The sequence below is a fragment of the Dokdonia pacifica genome (genome assembly GCF_900188275.1).
In the GTDB taxonomy this organism is placed as follows: domain Bacteria; phylum Bacteroidota; class Bacteroidia; order Flavobacteriales; family Flavobacteriaceae; genus Dokdonia; species Dokdonia pacifica.
In genome coordinates this window covers 291812-307348 of sequence record NZ_FZNY01000001.1, presented here as the reverse complement: position 1 = coordinate 307348, position 15537 = coordinate 291812, and the positions used below count along the sequence as shown (strand labels likewise).

Below are 15537 nucleotides of genomic sequence, written 5' to 3'. Positions count from 1 at the left end.
AGGCAACAAATCTAGTACATCTTTACATCAGGGTTGTCACGCCTAAAACTACTAATACTGGTCCACATACCTTTATATACGTCTTGTATGTATTTTTCCACTTTTATGAGTTTATTTTTCTGATATATTAAACTAAATCCGTTTTTCTTATTGTTTTGGTATTGTGTTTTGCGTTTTTCTTGGGTTGCAAGATCGTAAAAAATCCACCAATTTTCGGCGATTCCTTTTTTATAATGCCCTTCTTTCTCTAAAGCGCCGTTTTTATCATAATAATACCAGTATTCAGTTTTATGATTAGCCTTATAATGTCCTCTTGAAGCAAGCTTGCCGTTTTCGTGATAATAATACCAATAACTGGTCTTATCACTCCCCATAACCCAACCTTCTGACTTAAGATTACCATTGGTATAATATTCTTTACTATACATACGTACGGCATTCTCATTTGTGGAGGGCGAAATCCATAAAAATAAGATGAGTAAATATGATGTCATGTTGATGTCGTTAGGCTTGCTTAGACGTAAATACTTTGAGAGGCTAACAGAAAAATATTTTTTTTGTTTTTGACATGCCAGAAAGAAAGTATAGATCATCTCGCAGAAAATATCATAAAGTAAATGATGATGCTTATTTTTACCTAAAGCTTTACAAGTATGAGTTTAAGTTATTGGGAATATAAATCTTGGTTATCTCACATTGATTATACCATAATAGGAAGTGGTATTGTGGGATTAAATTGTGCATTACGCTTACGCGAAAAGTTTCCCAAGGCTCGTATTCTTATTTTAGAAAAAGGGATGTTGCCACAGGGCGCCAGTACAAAAAATGCTGGTTTTGCTTGTTTTGGAAGCCTTTCTGAAATTCTGGATGATCTTACTTCCCATTCTGAAGCAGAAGTAGTAGCACTTGTTAAGAAACGTATTGATGGGTTAAAACTATTGAGAGCAACGGTAGGCGATACAACATTAGATTATCAAGAATTAGGAGGTTATGAACTTTTTACCCAAGAAGATGCTGCTTTGTACCAACATTGCTTACAGCATATAGATCGCATAAATGCATTGTTATATCCTATTTTTAATGCTCCGGTATATAGTACAAAAGAAAACGTATTTGGATTTAACCATATTCAAGAGCGTTATATCTATAATGCTTTTGAAGGACAGATTGATACGGGAGCGATGATGGGAAATTTATTACAACTCGCCATTCAAAAAGGAATTAAAATTATGAATGGAGTTCAGGTGGAAGCTTTTGAAGAAAAAGAGAATACGATCACAGTTACAACAAACAAATTTTCTTTAGAGAGTAAGCAACTATTTATAGCAACTAATGGCTTTGCTTCTCAATTAGGATTACAGCAAGTAAAACCTGCGAGAGCACAGGTATTGATTACAAAACCAATTCCTGATTTAAAAATAAAAGGGACATTCCATCTGGATAAAGGGTATTATTATTTTAGAAATATAGATAACCGTATTCTTTTTGGAGGGGGCCGTAATTTAGATTTCGCCGCCGAAGAGACTACAGATTTAGGTCAGACAGTTGTAGTTCAAAACAAATTGGAAGAGGTATTGAAAGACGTTATTTTACCAGAAACTCCTTTTGAAATTGATAGACGATGGAGCGGTATTATGGGTGTAGGGACACAAAAAAAACCTATTGTTAAGACCCTTTCTCATAGCATACACGTAGGTGTGCGCCTAGGTGGCATGGGTGTGGCTATCGGGAGTCAAGTAGGAAGGGACTTGGCTGATTTGGTAAGAGATTAATCTGTTTTCTGAATAACCCATGAGGGGTGGTTGTAATTTTAAAAAAGAAGCTTTTTCGCTTTTTTAGAAATTACTTTCCGTTATCTTGGTTTCAGAGTCAAGTAGGAAGAGACTTGGCCGATTTGGTAAGAGATTAATCTGTTTTCTGAATAACCTATGAAGGGGTGGTTGTTCTTTTGTTTTTGTAATTTTTAGGATACAAAAAGAAAAGAATTTTCCGTTACTCTATTCTTAAAATCAAGTAGGAAGAACATGGTCTATTTAATACCATAATACGTTTTATTCGTAATTGAGATTAGTATACATGAAAAAACAAGCATTAAAAGAAGCACTATTGAAACAATGTACCTCTCAACTAGCAGTACGACGTGCGACAGTAGATAAAACACTTGCTGATATTGCAGTATCTCTTAAAGAAGAGACCAAAAGCTCTGCAGGAGATAAGCATGAGACAGGTAGAGCAATGCTTCAGTTAGAGCGAGAAAATGCAGGAAAACAACTCGCAGAAATAGAAAAGCTAGAAGTCATTCTTGATCGTGTTTCTAAAAAGATATCTTCTGGCCCTGTGCATTTGGGAAGTGTTGTTATGACTTCTCAGCATACTTATTTTATCAGTATTCCTGTTGGGGAAATTAAGATAGAGAAAGATGTTTTCTACGCTATTGGTATACAGTCGCCTATAGGACAATTACTACTTGGCAAGCAGGAAGGAGATGAGGTACGCTTTCGCGAAAGTGTACTCACTATCCATACAATTTATTAAGTAAGTAAAAGGTGTTTTCAATGTATTTTATGAAAACACCTTTGGTATTTAAATAAATAGGAATAGGTATTATTTTTTAATAACTTTTATAGTCTGCGATTGTTGATTGGTTCCTAAGATTTCAGCAAAATAAATTCCTGAGGAAAGGGTAGACATGTCTACGTTTGCGGTATTGTCTTGTGATGCAATTAACTCACCCAGTACACTATATAGGTTTACTTTTAATATTTCAGATGTATTTGGGGTTTGTATCATAAGTTGATCTTCCACCGGGTTTGGAAAAACAGAAAATGTAGTTAGATTTTCCTCACCAGCAGATAGTGATCCGGCTTCTAAAACACTCACACCTTCTAAAGTTCCAAACCAGATATTTCCATCTCGATCTGGTTCAATGCCTCTTACCAAATTACTTAGAAGTCCATTGCTTTCATTTAATATTAACCAGTTTTCGCCATCAAATCTTGTCACACCAGCACTTCCTGCAAACCATAAATTATCATCGTCATCTTGTGCAATTTCTCGTACATTGTTTGCGGCAAGCCCATCTGCAGTTGTGAAAATAGTGAAAGAGTTACCGTCAAAACGAGTTAAACCTGCATTACTAAAGCCAGACGCAAACCATATATTTCCGCTTCTATCTTCAAAGACTCTTGTGAGCTCGTTAGATGCAAGTCCGTCGTCTACCGTATAATTTGTAAATGTAGTTCCATCAAACTTTGAGGCACCACCATCAAATGTAGTTACCCATATATCGCCATTTTTATCTTGGATAACTGATGTGATGCTATTACTAGGAAGTCCATCTTCTATAGTATAGCTTGTAAAAATATTGCTATCAAATTTTGTGAGCCCTCCATTTGTAGCAAACCACAAATCGTTAAAGCTACCTTCTGCGATATCTTCTATAGCAGTACCTGCAAAAACATTTTCAGGAAAGTATGCCCAAGCAAAACCATTAAACCTACTAGCACCATTTTGATTTCCTTCAGAAGGGACACTTCCAAACCAATATGCCCCAGTTTTGTCTTGTAATAGACTAATAAATGTATTACTATGTGGTCCATCATCATCATTTCCGAAAAGCTCCCAGCTTTCACCATTAAATCTTGCAATACCTGGGCTAGTGGCATCTAGCCATCCTACACACCAGATATCACCATCATCATCTTCTATGATTTCATTTACTAAGCTTGGAAAAAGTCCATCTGCTTCAGTATAATTTGTAAATGTTTGACCCACTGTAGTTAGTGTGATCATTACTGCAATTAAAAATAGTTGTTTTTTCATATCCATTGTTTTTTATGATTGATACCCTAAGGTCTAATAAAATGGATTTTATAAGGTGTTATTTTATAAACGTTTACGCAGTGATATTATATAGTTTCGTAAACCCCGATAAGAGTTTTCGGCAGGATTTTTATGTATACGTATAGCATGAGATAATGGAAGTGGTTTCTTGTTTTAGTATACGATAGATCCGCATAATGTCCTCCTAAAAACATATATGCGGATCTCCTAACAAACCAACTAAACACTCTTTTTGTCAATACGACGTTATTTTTCTATTTCAATGTGTGTTCCTTTTATCCAGTGTTTATACTCTTCTCCATAATATAGATATACTGTGCTCGCAGGCGCGGTATATGACCCCGCGACTTCTGCTTTTAAGTCTAAATGAATTGTTTTTTCTTCAAGCTCTTTAAATGAACGCCAATACAAGACCACATAGTTGTCATATACTTCATAAAAAGCAACATGATCCTTTTCTATTAACTCTTTAAGTTGCCATGGTTGTGCAGATGCTCCTGATGGAATTCCAATAATAGCAGTGACCATTCCAAGCCCATTATCTTTTTTATTTTTTATAGTAGTGCTATGTCTTATAGTTTGTCCAATTGTATACGCTCGGTCTATAACTGTAGTAGCTATTTCTAAGGGACGATTTTCTGCAGATTCTGGTAATGTACTATCCCAATCTAAAGTAAGACTATATGGAAATTGTTTTTTTGAATCAGAAAAAATAACATCAATTGTATTAGTGCCACGCGTAAAATCTTTTTCAAGATCTGCGATAGTTATTTTTCCATTGGAAGAAGCCTTTAGTTTAGACTTGTAGGATTTTCCATTAATAGTAATGGTTATGAGATCATCTTCTGCTATTATTTTTGCTTTTTGTGTCTTTGTATATGCAATTAATGCTTTAAGAGACATTGCGGTTGCTTGAGTTGCTCCAAACCCTCCATTTTTTCTATTACTTACTAATTGCTCTACGGCTTTGTTTATTTGAATTAAATCTTGTTGTTGCTGTTTTAATAAGGCTAGGATCGTAAAGGCCAGTGTTTCTGTTTTCTTATCCTTACCATAAGATCTAGTAATCGTATTTGTAACTGGAAGGTCATCAAATCCAAAAGTTTCAATGTTTGCTTGTATTTTGCTTAAAAGTTGTTGTGCATCTTCTTGTTGAATGAGATTAAATGCAGCACAAGCCATAAGCGCCATTTTATAACTGTCATTGCTTTCTAACGCGTCTTGATAAGCAGTGCTATATTCTTTCTGGATATCTACTTTAATACCAGCTTCACTTAAGGCATATACGATATAAGCATTTGCCACATCTTGAGGAGAACTAGCAAAGCTATCGTATCCTTTTTTACTCTTATGGAAACCTCCTTTTCCATCTCTTCTACTCATTAACCAGTCTACCGTACGCATGATCATTTTCTCATTTACATCTGGATATACTTCTTTCATTTCTGTAAACTCAAGAATCCCAAAGGCGGTTAATGTTTCGTGTGGAGGTGTATGTCCAAACCATTCAAATCCTCCTTTTTTCGTTTCAAAACTGATAAGCCTTTTATATCCTTGCTTTATAAAGTCTAATGCTTTTGCTTCTATTTCAGGATTTGATTTGCCACTTTCTCTTAGGTATTTTAAAACCATGACATTAGGATATGTACTAGAAGAAGTTTGTTCAAAGCATCCATACGGCTTGCGTATAATAGAGGATATTCCGTCCATAACTTCACCCACAACATCTGTGTATAAATTAAATTCTGCTACCATGCTACCTGGAACTACATGATCTAAAGAGAATTCAAAAGATTCATTTTTAACTCCAGATAATGATGCTTTTGTAGGAAAATAAGGGCTTACAATGGTAGTAGATGTAGTTAAAAAATCTGTGTATGTGTCATTTGTAAAGAGTGCTTTTATGATTGCTTCTTCAGATTTTTGAATCGTACGAATTGGGATATATACTGGGGTAAAACTTTTTGGTGCTATTGTTATTTCTTGAGGAACATAATTTTTTGAAAACTGTATCTCTTTAGGTAAGTCTATAGAAAAAATACCAGTAATAAGCTCCTCTGTGTTATTTTGTATAGATACATTCAAAAGGACTTCATCACCTACAGACATATATGCCGGTGTTTTATAATCAACCGTAATAGGATTTATAACATGATAAGATGATTCTTTACGCCCTACTTCTCCAGAGGCACTGATGCCTTCTGCAATAATGTTAAAAGAAGTAACCGCATCAGAATTGTAATAATGTAAAGTAGCTTTCCCATCATTACCTGTTTGTACTATAGGATTCCAATAGATAGTTTGTCTAAAATCGGTACGCTCTTCAGAGAGTTGAATCGTGTTGTCATATACAGGAACATAAAACTTCTTACTTGGGGTATAGTATCTATAATTTTGAGAAGAGAACTTCTGTATTACATAATTACGATACTTAGAATTATTAAGTCTCTTTTTCCCATATGAGGAATAGTATCTATTGTTTTTTGTGTTTACAATAATAACGCCATTTCTGCCTGCGGTACCATATAATGTTGTTGCTGCTAATCCTTTTAAAATGTTTATAGACTCTATGTTATTAGGGTCAAGATTTAATGATCTATCAATGCTTTCTGTGTAGGGAACACCATCAACTATAAAGAGAGCTTGATTATTACCACTTATAGAGTTGTACCCTCTTATCACCACATTAGTTGCATTACCTGAAGAACCGCTTTGATTTGTAATTGCTACACCACTTGCTTTTCCAGATAAAATTCGCCCTACATCCCCTTCGGTTCCTACATCTTCACCCGAAACTTCACTTACGGCATATCCAAGTGCTTTTTTCTCTCTTCGTATTCCTTGTGCAGTAACAACAACTTCATCCAGTTGATTGTCTGATTGTAAAATAGTAGAGACATTTTTGGAAGCAGTTTTATCTTTTTTGACAACTTTCTTAGTTATCGGTTTTGCCGTAGGCTTTGCTAGTTTTTTTGTGGCGATTTCTTCTTGTTTTTTATTTTTTTCTTCTTGCCTTCTTAATTCTTCCCAATTATTGGTACTATGTACACTTCCTGATATAATAGTCAACTTGTCTCCTGCGTCATTATATGCAAGTAATGTATAATGTACACCATCTACCATTTTAAAGAAAAATTCTCCTTTATTATTGGTGTTAAATGGTAATACATCATCACCATAAGTGTCAAATAACAATAGCTTGGCCGGAGTAGGCTCATTCTTTTGGTTGATAACAACGCCAGTTTGAATAGAGAAATTTTCAGGTGGGTATTGTGCTGTGTGAACATCTCCTATTTTTTCGGTTAAATAACTTCTCCAACCATGCGTGAGTAATACATAATCTAAAGCCTTTTCTGCTTTGTCTTCTTTTGGATTAAAGTAAAAATTAGGCTTGTAAATACTCCCTTTTAGTTCGCTAGACATAAGTAAGTAAGAGGCTATGTTGTCTTGTCTGTCATCTGCAAAACTCATAAGCTTATTGTCTACAACAGCAAGTGATAAATTGGAAGGAACGGGTTTGCCATTTTGATCTTTTGTGAGAATAGCTACTTGAACTTTCTCGCGAGTGCTATAAGATGTTTTATCTGTAGTGATCTCAATAGATAGCTTTCTATTATAATTTAAAAAAGCAAGACGTTCTGCAATAAAGCGACCATTTATAGTTTGGATTGTAAATTTTGTAATACCCTGTGGGAAGTCATTTATATTTACGACAAGTTGTTGTGTTCCTTTTTTAAGTTGAATTTGATCATTATATAATGTTTGTTTTACATCACTCGCACACCATTCTACTTTTTGATTTTTGGAACTTGTGACCGTAAAAGTTGCGAGTTCATTCTCTATATGATCAAGGTGAATGCTAATTCCTTGGTTTTGCGCTTCAGGAATAGTATAGATGATTTTAGATGTAAAAGGTTCATAGATATGAGCTGTGTAATGCGCTCCATTTTTAGGGGTAAGTTCAAAGCTTCCCATGCCATTATGAAAACTATTAAAATTAGCCACAATTTCTCCTTGTGTATTTTTAATAACCCCACGTATATCTGCTGGTTTCCCATATGCATTTGTAGCTTTAAAAGCAATGGTATTTTTATAGCCTTCTAAAAGCACGCCGCTTTCTGGAAGAAATTGTAGATCAATATTATCTAATGTTACAGGAATACTTCTTGAAATAGATTCTGTATTCCCCAAGTGAGGTATGAGTACATTTACAATAGCATCTGTTGTATTTAAATTTTCAGGTAATAAAAATGCTATAGCTAATTTACCTTCATCATCAGAGATGACCTCATTTTTTGAGAGTGTTTTTCCTCCTATACGTAATGTGTAAGAACACTTTTTGTTTTTTAGCACATTGTTTTCTAGGTCTTTTAATACGACTGTAGCTTGCACATTACTTCCTGGTCCGTAGGCTTCTTTTTTAAAGTCAAATTTCATCTGCAAGCGAGGCTCTACTATCTTTTGAACAGTAATTTTTTTGGAGAATAAAGAAGCATTTCCATTATTAAGCATCCATTTGGTATATGCCTTTATAGTGTATATACCACCTACCCAATCAGCATTAAGACTAAATTGGCCATAGGCATACCCATTTTGAATACGGTATTCTCCTTTTTGAATGCTATTTCCTTCTGGAGATAGAAGCTCTACATAAACAATATCGCTTAAGGATGTTATTTCTTGATGCGCATTGGTTATATAGGTTTTAAACCAAATTGTTTCTCCAGGAAAATAGAAAGGACGATCTGTATGAGTATACGTTTTTTCAATATAATCAGCTTCACTTATACCTAATAGCTCTTCTTGACCTAATGTTATAGCACTTACGCATATCAACAATAAGGTATATACATATTTCTTTATCATGAGTTTATATTTTTGCAATGATTTGGATACCCGTTTGAGAAGTGATGGGCGTATTAAAAAAGTTGAATCCTTGACTACTTGCGCCATCAAAAAATGTACTGTATGGAGTAGCACCTTTAAAAGCACTCCAAGTAGCGATATTATGAGTGTATACACTTAATTTTAATGACGTAATAAATGGGTCGTGTGTGCGGTTACTGTTTTTATCAATAAATTCATAAGAGGCAGTAATTGACTTAAGATTTAGATAAGTCCCATCTTCAATAAAGCTCTCATCGATACCTGCAAAACCTTCTATGGCTTTTTGGGTTCCGTTCCAAATGTCTCCTCCTTTTTGATAGTCTAGCGTAAAGCCTAATTCAAATCGTTTATAAGAAAAAGTATTTGAAAGTCCTATATTATAATCAGGAATGGGATCTCCTATAATTTGCGGTTGATCTGCTACCAATGCGTTTCCATTTTCATCTGTGAGAATGGTATTGTCTTCACCTCTTGCAAATGCAGTCCCTACGATAACTCCTGGAGATGCTCCTTCAATTAAGTTTGTGTTGATTGTAGAAAACCCAGAAACAGGTATTCTTGGTTGATCTATTAAGAGCTTAGATACTTTTATACGCTTTCGCGAAAGCGAAACACTTGTACTCCAATTAAAGTTGTCATCATAGCTTTTAATGTGGTCAGACGTGAGTTCTATGTCTAAGCCATGAAATGAGGTGTTTGCGCTATTTTTTAGATTAAATGTACCTCCTTCTAATATGGGAAACACGCCTTTTTCATTCTCCTCTTCTGTATAAGCGATATCAAGTAACAATCGATGTCTTATAAATTTAAAAGATGCTGCAACTTCAAAACTTTTCCCTTGTTCTAATTGAAGATCAGGATTAAAAAATAAGTCTATTCTATTTGAAAATTGAGTTACATTTTCAGGAGTGATTGCAAGTGCATTATGGCTATAGTTACGATATAGTAAAGGGCTATCTTTTACAGTTTCTCCATATCGTACAGAGAGATTTGCGTAGTTAAAGAAATTAGATCGTATGTCATAAAAAGCTGCTGTAGGTACAAATGATAGCATAGCTTGTGGGATCCACCAATCACTTTCTTGAATAGAACTTGTGTAGCTTACATTAGACAGTGTAAGAAATAGAAAGTTATCATAGTCTATAGTCGCATTGTTTTTTAATTCGAATACTTGTTTTGTGAGATCATTTGGAATACGAAGTGGTATATCGCCATTGCGTTCTATAAAATTATAATCAAGACGGTTAAATATATATTTCCCATTTGTACTGGTATCTACTCCAATCCAATCTGAGATATAAAAATCTGTGTTTGCAGAAAGATTCGATTGAAATTGATGTGTGGTTATTTCTTTTGTTGAGGTATATGCATTTTCAAAACCTAGGGTGCCAGCTTGAGCTTCATACTGCTCTCTAGCGGTATCTATCGTAATGCTGGATTGAGATTCTAAATCTATTTCATCTATGATCGAATATGAAGCCGTCAAAGAAGAATCAAAATGATTTTGTGTTTTTTTACTTCTAGTGGTATTTAAAAGTGATGCTGTTGTATCTAGCGCATTTGTAGGTTCAATAAATTGATTCTGAATCAATAGGTTTTGGAATCCATTTATGTTTGCAAGGTTATCTATATGTGAGGATGCGTTTACTCTAATAGTTAAAGGGATTTTACTTTCGTAACCAAATAATCCGCTTACAGCTTTTTCTGTAGTACTATTACTGTTATATAGATTGCGCCCTGTGGATAATGATGCATTGATGGTACTTTGAAATTTTTCAGAGACTATTGAAAAACGTGCATCATGATTATTTCTAAACACCGTTTGAAAAAGTGTATTCTGATTATTAGGTAAATTACCAGATTGAATATTTTTAATAGCTAGTTTGTTATTTAAACTTCCATCTATATAAATGTCTGGTTTGAAATAGGTGAGGTATACGACATTTTTTTTGGTGTTGATATTTTGTATTCTTGAGAACGAACGATACCCAGTTTCTTTTGTGTAGGTATAAGGTGTACTTGCAATATTAGGAAAGAGATTACCTGTTTTTTGTTTTTTCAGAGCATTAGCATACGCACTATTTTGTATAGGTTTTACTTCTACTTTAGGAGCACTATACGCAATGCCATCACCGCCAAACATAGCTGCTGTTACTACAATTTCTCTTGTGACAAATCCTATGTAATCGATCACTAGAATATCTCCTACATTACATTCTATCGAGTAGTTACCATCAAAGTCAGTTTGAGTGCCGTTTAAGGTTCCTTTTACCATAATAGTTGCACCAGGTAATGGCCCACCTTCTTCTTCTAATGTTCCAGTAATGGTGCCTCTTTGTGAAAAAACAAGGGAGGTAATTAGTAAAGTGCTTATAAGTAGTATACTCCTCATGAGTTGATTGTTTTAGATGTGACCAAAAGTAATTTGACTCTTGGCAGATAAAAACAAACAATGAGTGAAGTAGTTGTTTGAATGAGTGAAGTGTTTTTTAGTTTTTAATTAAAATGAATAAGATGATTAATTATTTGGTGTATATAATTTAGAGTACATTCGCAGCCTAACTAACCTCTCTTACTATACATGGATTATTTTCTAATGTACCTAGGAATTGCTGCATTCTTAGGACTTTTAACCCATTATTCATTCAAGTTTTTAAAGCATAAATCGCTATACCCTTTTATGCCGTTCAAGTATAATTTTAGACGCCGCAGAGATACTTTTGCAAAAACACTTCAGTTATTATCAGAACGAAATGCAAAGAATATTGTAGAAACCGGAACTTCTAGAAATGGATTGTCTGCGACAAGAGGAGATGGCGCGGGTACGTTTGTTTTTGGGAAATGGGCTATGGAAAATAATGCAAAATTATTTTCTGTAGATATTAATGAAAGTGCTGTAAAAGAGTGTAGCGTAGAGGTAAAAAACCAAGAACTTCAAGATACGGTTACTGTTGTGTTAGATGACTCTTTACAATTCTTAGATGCATTTGAAGAAACCGTAGATTTTCTATATTTAGATAGTTATGATTATTGTCGTGTAGACACAGATATCCAACTAAAAAGCCAAGAGCATCACTTAAAAGAATTTATGGCTATTGAGTCGCAATTACATAAAGATACTATTGTATTAATAGATGATTGTGGATTGCCTGGAGGCGGAAAAGGAAAAACAGTGGTTCCCTATATGGAACAGAAAGGATGGGAAGTATTAATAGATGCTTACCAAATACTCTTAGTCCATCAAGAGAGTCTTTAGTGCAAGTTTTATTTGATCAGAAGGGAAGTATTCTTTTGAAGACTCAAAAAAGATAGGGGTGTCATTATGCATACTTTCTATTAGATAGTATCCGCCTTTAAAATAACTTTGTTTTACAGTTACATCAAGTCCGGTGTTTGCTGCAATAATTTGATAAGGATATAGTAATGCTAGTGTATTAGAGTCTGTGATTGTAGTGTCTAGCCAATGAGCAGGAATCTCATTTACTTCTCCAAAAAGCGAAGCGATATAATGAGTTTTTGGGTTTTTGTAGAGCTCTCTTGTAGGTGCATTTGCAATAATTTCACCTTCTCTAATCACAATTGTCTGGTCCATATAAGACAGAATATCGGTACTATCATGAGTCGCTACGATACAGGTAATATGTTGTTTTTTTAAGTATGAAAAGAGTTTTCTTCGCAGTCTGTTTTTTCTAAAATTATCAATGTGAGAAAAGGGTTCGTCAAGCAATAAAATTTTAGGCTCTTTAGCGAGAGATTGCGCTAGTGCAACTCGCTGTTTCTGTCCTCCAGAGAGTGTTTTTACATGCGCTTTCGCGAAAGCGGACATCTCCACCACCTCTAATAATTCTTGGGTGCGTTGCTCACTTTCTTTTGGGTATAAACGCGACAGAAATTTTTTAATGTTCTCTTCTACCGAAATAAAGGGCATCAAATCAAAATCTTGAGAAAGGTGTTTTATAAATGGCATGCCAGGTACTAAATGATCTTTAGGCCCTGTGATCTGGTGGTCTTTCCAAAAGATAGTGCCCGTATCGGTGTCATAAAGACCGTAAATTAATTTTAGTAAAGTGGTTTTTCCACAGCCACTTTCTCCAATGATAGAAACGTGTGTGCCTTCTTCTATCTGAAGGTTTAGATTCTGTAAGGAAAACCTATCAGAAATGCTATAAGATACATTGGTAATACGAAGCATATAATTGCAAAGGTAGCAGTTGTGATGCTTTTTCTATACACTTATATTGATTTTTTAGAAAATGGAAAACGGTAATAACCTCTATACTTTAAAAGAAGAATCTCTAACGATAAGATGTGTTTTTACAGTAACTGTTTTTGTGGTTATTTCATTTTTGTTGCTTTCAATCTCTTTGATTAAATACGTGACGGCTGTTTTTCCAATTTTTTCCCCAGGTTGATCTACAGTTGTAAGTGATGGTTGTATGATGGTAGCATGTATGGAATTACTAAATCCTACAACAGCAATCTCTTCAGGTATTTTTATGTTGTATTTATGCAAGGCTTTAATAGCTCCAATAGCAGCGGTATCTGTAATAGCAAAAATTGCATCAGGTCTTTCCTTAAGACTTAATAAGATATTGGTCATCATACGTCCTTTGTATAATGAAACATCTTCTGTACTTAAGATTATTTTTTTATCTACCTCAATATGATGTTCTTTTAGTGCTCTTAGATATCCCGCAAATCTTTTTTCTGAATTGAATGAGTTTTCTGTTTCCTTAATAATAGCAATACGTTTTTTGCCAGTATTGATGAGATGTTCTACAGCATTAAAAGCGGCTATTTCTTCGTCTACAACTACTTGTGTACATGGAATTTTATGAGAGACTTTATCAAAAAGTACTAAGGGAACTGTATCTAAGGTGTTGAGAATGCTATCTACAGATGTTGTTTTACGTGATAAGGCTAATAGGATACCATCTACTCCAAACTGACTCATAGTGCGTAGCATTTCTGATTGTTTGTTTTCATTGTTGTTAGACTCTGAGACAATGACTTTATATCCTTTTGTTTCTGCTTCTTCAAGAATGCCTTTTAGAATTGTTGATGTAAAATAATGCGCAATATTAGGAACAATTACCCCCAAAATATGACTTCGTTGTGTTCTAAAACCCTGCGCAAATAAGTTAGGAGAATAGTGTAGTTTTTCTGCAAGTTGCTGTACCTTTTCTTTAGTAGCATCACTAATGTCCGGATGGTTATTTAATGCTCTTGATGCCGTAGAGATAGAGATGTCTAACTTTTTTGCAATTTCTTTGAGTGTCGTTGCTTTTCTTTTATTCATAAGAATTAAAGATAGGTCAAAAAAAGAATTCTGCAATTATTCCCGCAAACGTTTGAATACATTTTTGAAGCTATTTCTGTAATGCCAATAAGATATTCTTATAATTTTAAGTACTCCTTAAAAATACAGAAGATGTAATGCATATGGACGTGTCATCTTTCTGTGAAGTGTATTACATATGAAAGAAGCGTTACTAGAAAGGGCAAAACAGGTATTAGATGCAAACTATCAAGAGGGTGGGTTCACCATTCCAAGTAAAGGATTATATCCTTTTCAGTGGAAATGGGATTCAGGGTTTATTGCGATAGGGTTAGCTCATTATAATACTACAAAAGCAAAGCAAGAAATTGCCACACTACTAGATGCGCAATGGGAAAATGGATTTGTTCCTCATATAGTTTTCCATAATGAGAGTGATACTTATTTTCCAGGAGCAGATTTTCATCAATCTCATTTACATCCTTTGTCCTCAAAAAAGTATAAAACTACTGGAATGACGCAGCCTCCTGTATTGGGGTTTGTGCTTGAAGAAATGTTGAGAATCTCAAAAGATGATAGTGATATGCTCTCTTTTATAAAAGCACATATTGATAAGGTGTTTGCTAATCATGTGTATTTCTATAAAAACAGAGACCCTCATCAAGAAGGGTTGGTGTATATCTATCACAATTGGGAATCGGGAACAGATAACTCTCCAGTTTGGGATGAAATATGGGAAGATGTTGAAGCTCCTGAATATACTTTTGAACGAAGAGATACCACACATGTAGACCCATCGCAAAGACCTTCAAATAGAGAATACAATCACTATTTACATATTATCGAGATTGCAAAATCACATCAGTATAACGATCAAAAAATAGCAGCACATTCTCCCTTATTAATACAAGATCCTCTTTTTAATGCAATGCTTATTAAATCTAATGAATCTTTAATAGCACTATATGAGCGTATTGGGAATAATGAAGAAAAAATTGCTTATCTCAAAAAATATCAAGCCAAAAGTATAGCAAGGTTTAATGAAAAACTATTTGATGAGACATTAGGGGCTTATATCTATTATGATATGAGAAATGATCAACCGATGCCCTATATCACCTCTTCTTCTTTTGCTCCTTTGTATGCTGGGATTCCTAATGAAGATCAGGCAAAGCAACTTTTAAACGTGTTGTTGCAAAAATTTAGAGGAGAAGGACAATACCTCTGCGCTTCTTTTGATCCAACAAGTCCCTTATATAACCCTAAAAAGTATTGGCGAGGCCCTATATGGATGAACTTGAATTGGATACTTTATAAAGGACTTAAGCGATACGGTTTTGAAGAAGCTGCGGCCATTGTAAAAATGGATTCTATTAGTCTTATAGAGACTTCAGGATTTTATGAATATTTTGATGCTAGAAAAGAATTGCCATCTGGAGATAGTAGAGCCTATGGAGGGAATAATTTCTCTTGGAGTGCAGCACTTTTAATTGATTTGCTACATGAATGATTTTAAAATATATGATATA

Annotated in this window: 10 protein-coding genes; 4 read left to right on the top strand and 6 right to left on the bottom strand. The window is 34.4% G+C overall.

The features are described 5' to 3' along the window. Positions 1-11 precede the first annotated feature (11 nt). Entirely contained in the window at positions 12-494 is a 483-nt protein-coding gene (locus CHB80_RS01365) for a toxin-antitoxin system YwqK family antitoxin (RefSeq protein ID WP_089369645.1), read from the bottom strand. Positions 495-653: 159 nt separating this feature from the next. Here CHB80_RS01365 and CHB80_RS01360 point away from each other — a divergent pair, with 159 nt between their 5' ends. Together CHB80_RS01360 and CHB80_RS01355 are read left to right on the top strand one after the other, a co-directional pair. Further along, the gene (locus tag CHB80_RS01360; protein WP_089369644.1) at positions 654-1772 is read left to right on the top strand and encodes an NAD(P)/FAD-dependent oxidoreductase; all 1119 of its coding nucleotides are present in this window, start codon (positions 654-656) and stop codon (positions 1770-1772) included. 304 nt (positions 1773-2076) lie between these two features. Beyond that, positions 2077-2535, top strand: a complete 459-nt coding sequence (locus tag CHB80_RS01355) for a GreA/GreB family elongation factor (RefSeq protein WP_089369643.1) — start codon at positions 2077-2079, stop codon at positions 2533-2535. A gap of 69 nt (positions 2536-2604) precedes the next feature. Here the strand turns inward: CHB80_RS01355 and CHB80_RS01350 are convergent, their stop codons facing one another. From CHB80_RS01350 to CHB80_RS01340, 3 genes are all read right to left on the bottom strand, one after another. After that, on the bottom strand, positions 2605-3822 hold the full coding sequence (locus CHB80_RS01350; RefSeq protein ID WP_179218059.1) for a two-component regulator propeller domain-containing protein: 1218 nt from the start codon (positions 3820-3822) through the stop codon (positions 2605-2607). A gap of 267 nt (positions 3823-4089) precedes the next feature. Next, on the bottom strand, positions 4090-8709 hold the full coding sequence (locus tag CHB80_RS01345) for a TonB-dependent receptor plug domain-containing protein (RefSeq protein ID WP_179218058.1): 4620 nt from the start codon (positions 8707-8709) through the stop codon (positions 4090-4092). A gap of 4 nt (positions 8710-8713) precedes the next feature. After that, complete coding sequence (locus CHB80_RS01340; RefSeq protein WP_089369640.1) at positions 8714-11122, bottom strand: carboxypeptidase-like regulatory domain-containing protein; 2409 nt, start codon at positions 11120-11122, stop codon at positions 8714-8716. A 189-nt stretch (positions 11123-11311) separates the two neighbouring features. On the opposite strand from CHB80_RS01340, the gene CHB80_RS01335 reads away from it, so the two are divergent. Continuing rightward, complete coding sequence (locus tag CHB80_RS01335) at positions 11312-11986, top strand: class I SAM-dependent methyltransferase (RefSeq protein WP_089369639.1); 675 nt, start codon at positions 11312-11314, stop codon at positions 11984-11986. Here the strand turns inward: CHB80_RS01335 and CHB80_RS01330 are convergent. Together CHB80_RS01330 and CHB80_RS01325 are read right to left on the bottom strand one after the other, a co-directional pair. After that, on the bottom strand, positions 11963-12922 hold the full coding sequence (locus CHB80_RS01330; RefSeq protein ID WP_089369638.1) for an ABC transporter ATP-binding protein: 960 nt from the start codon (positions 12920-12922) through the stop codon (positions 11963-11965). The genes CHB80_RS01335 and CHB80_RS01330 overlap by 24 nt on opposite strands. A gap of 81 nt (positions 12923-13003) precedes the next feature. Then, positions 13004-14029, bottom strand: a complete 1026-nt coding sequence (locus CHB80_RS01325; RefSeq protein ID WP_089370737.1) for a LacI family DNA-binding transcriptional regulator — start codon at positions 14027-14029, stop codon at positions 13004-13006. A gap of 178 nt (positions 14030-14207) precedes the next feature. Between CHB80_RS01325 and CHB80_RS01320 the strand changes: the two genes are divergently transcribed. Continuing rightward, entirely contained in the window at positions 14208-15518 is a 1311-nt protein-coding gene (locus CHB80_RS01320; RefSeq protein WP_089369637.1) for an amylo-alpha-1,6-glucosidase, read from the top strand. The last annotated feature ends 19 nt before the right edge of the window (positions 15519-15537 follow it).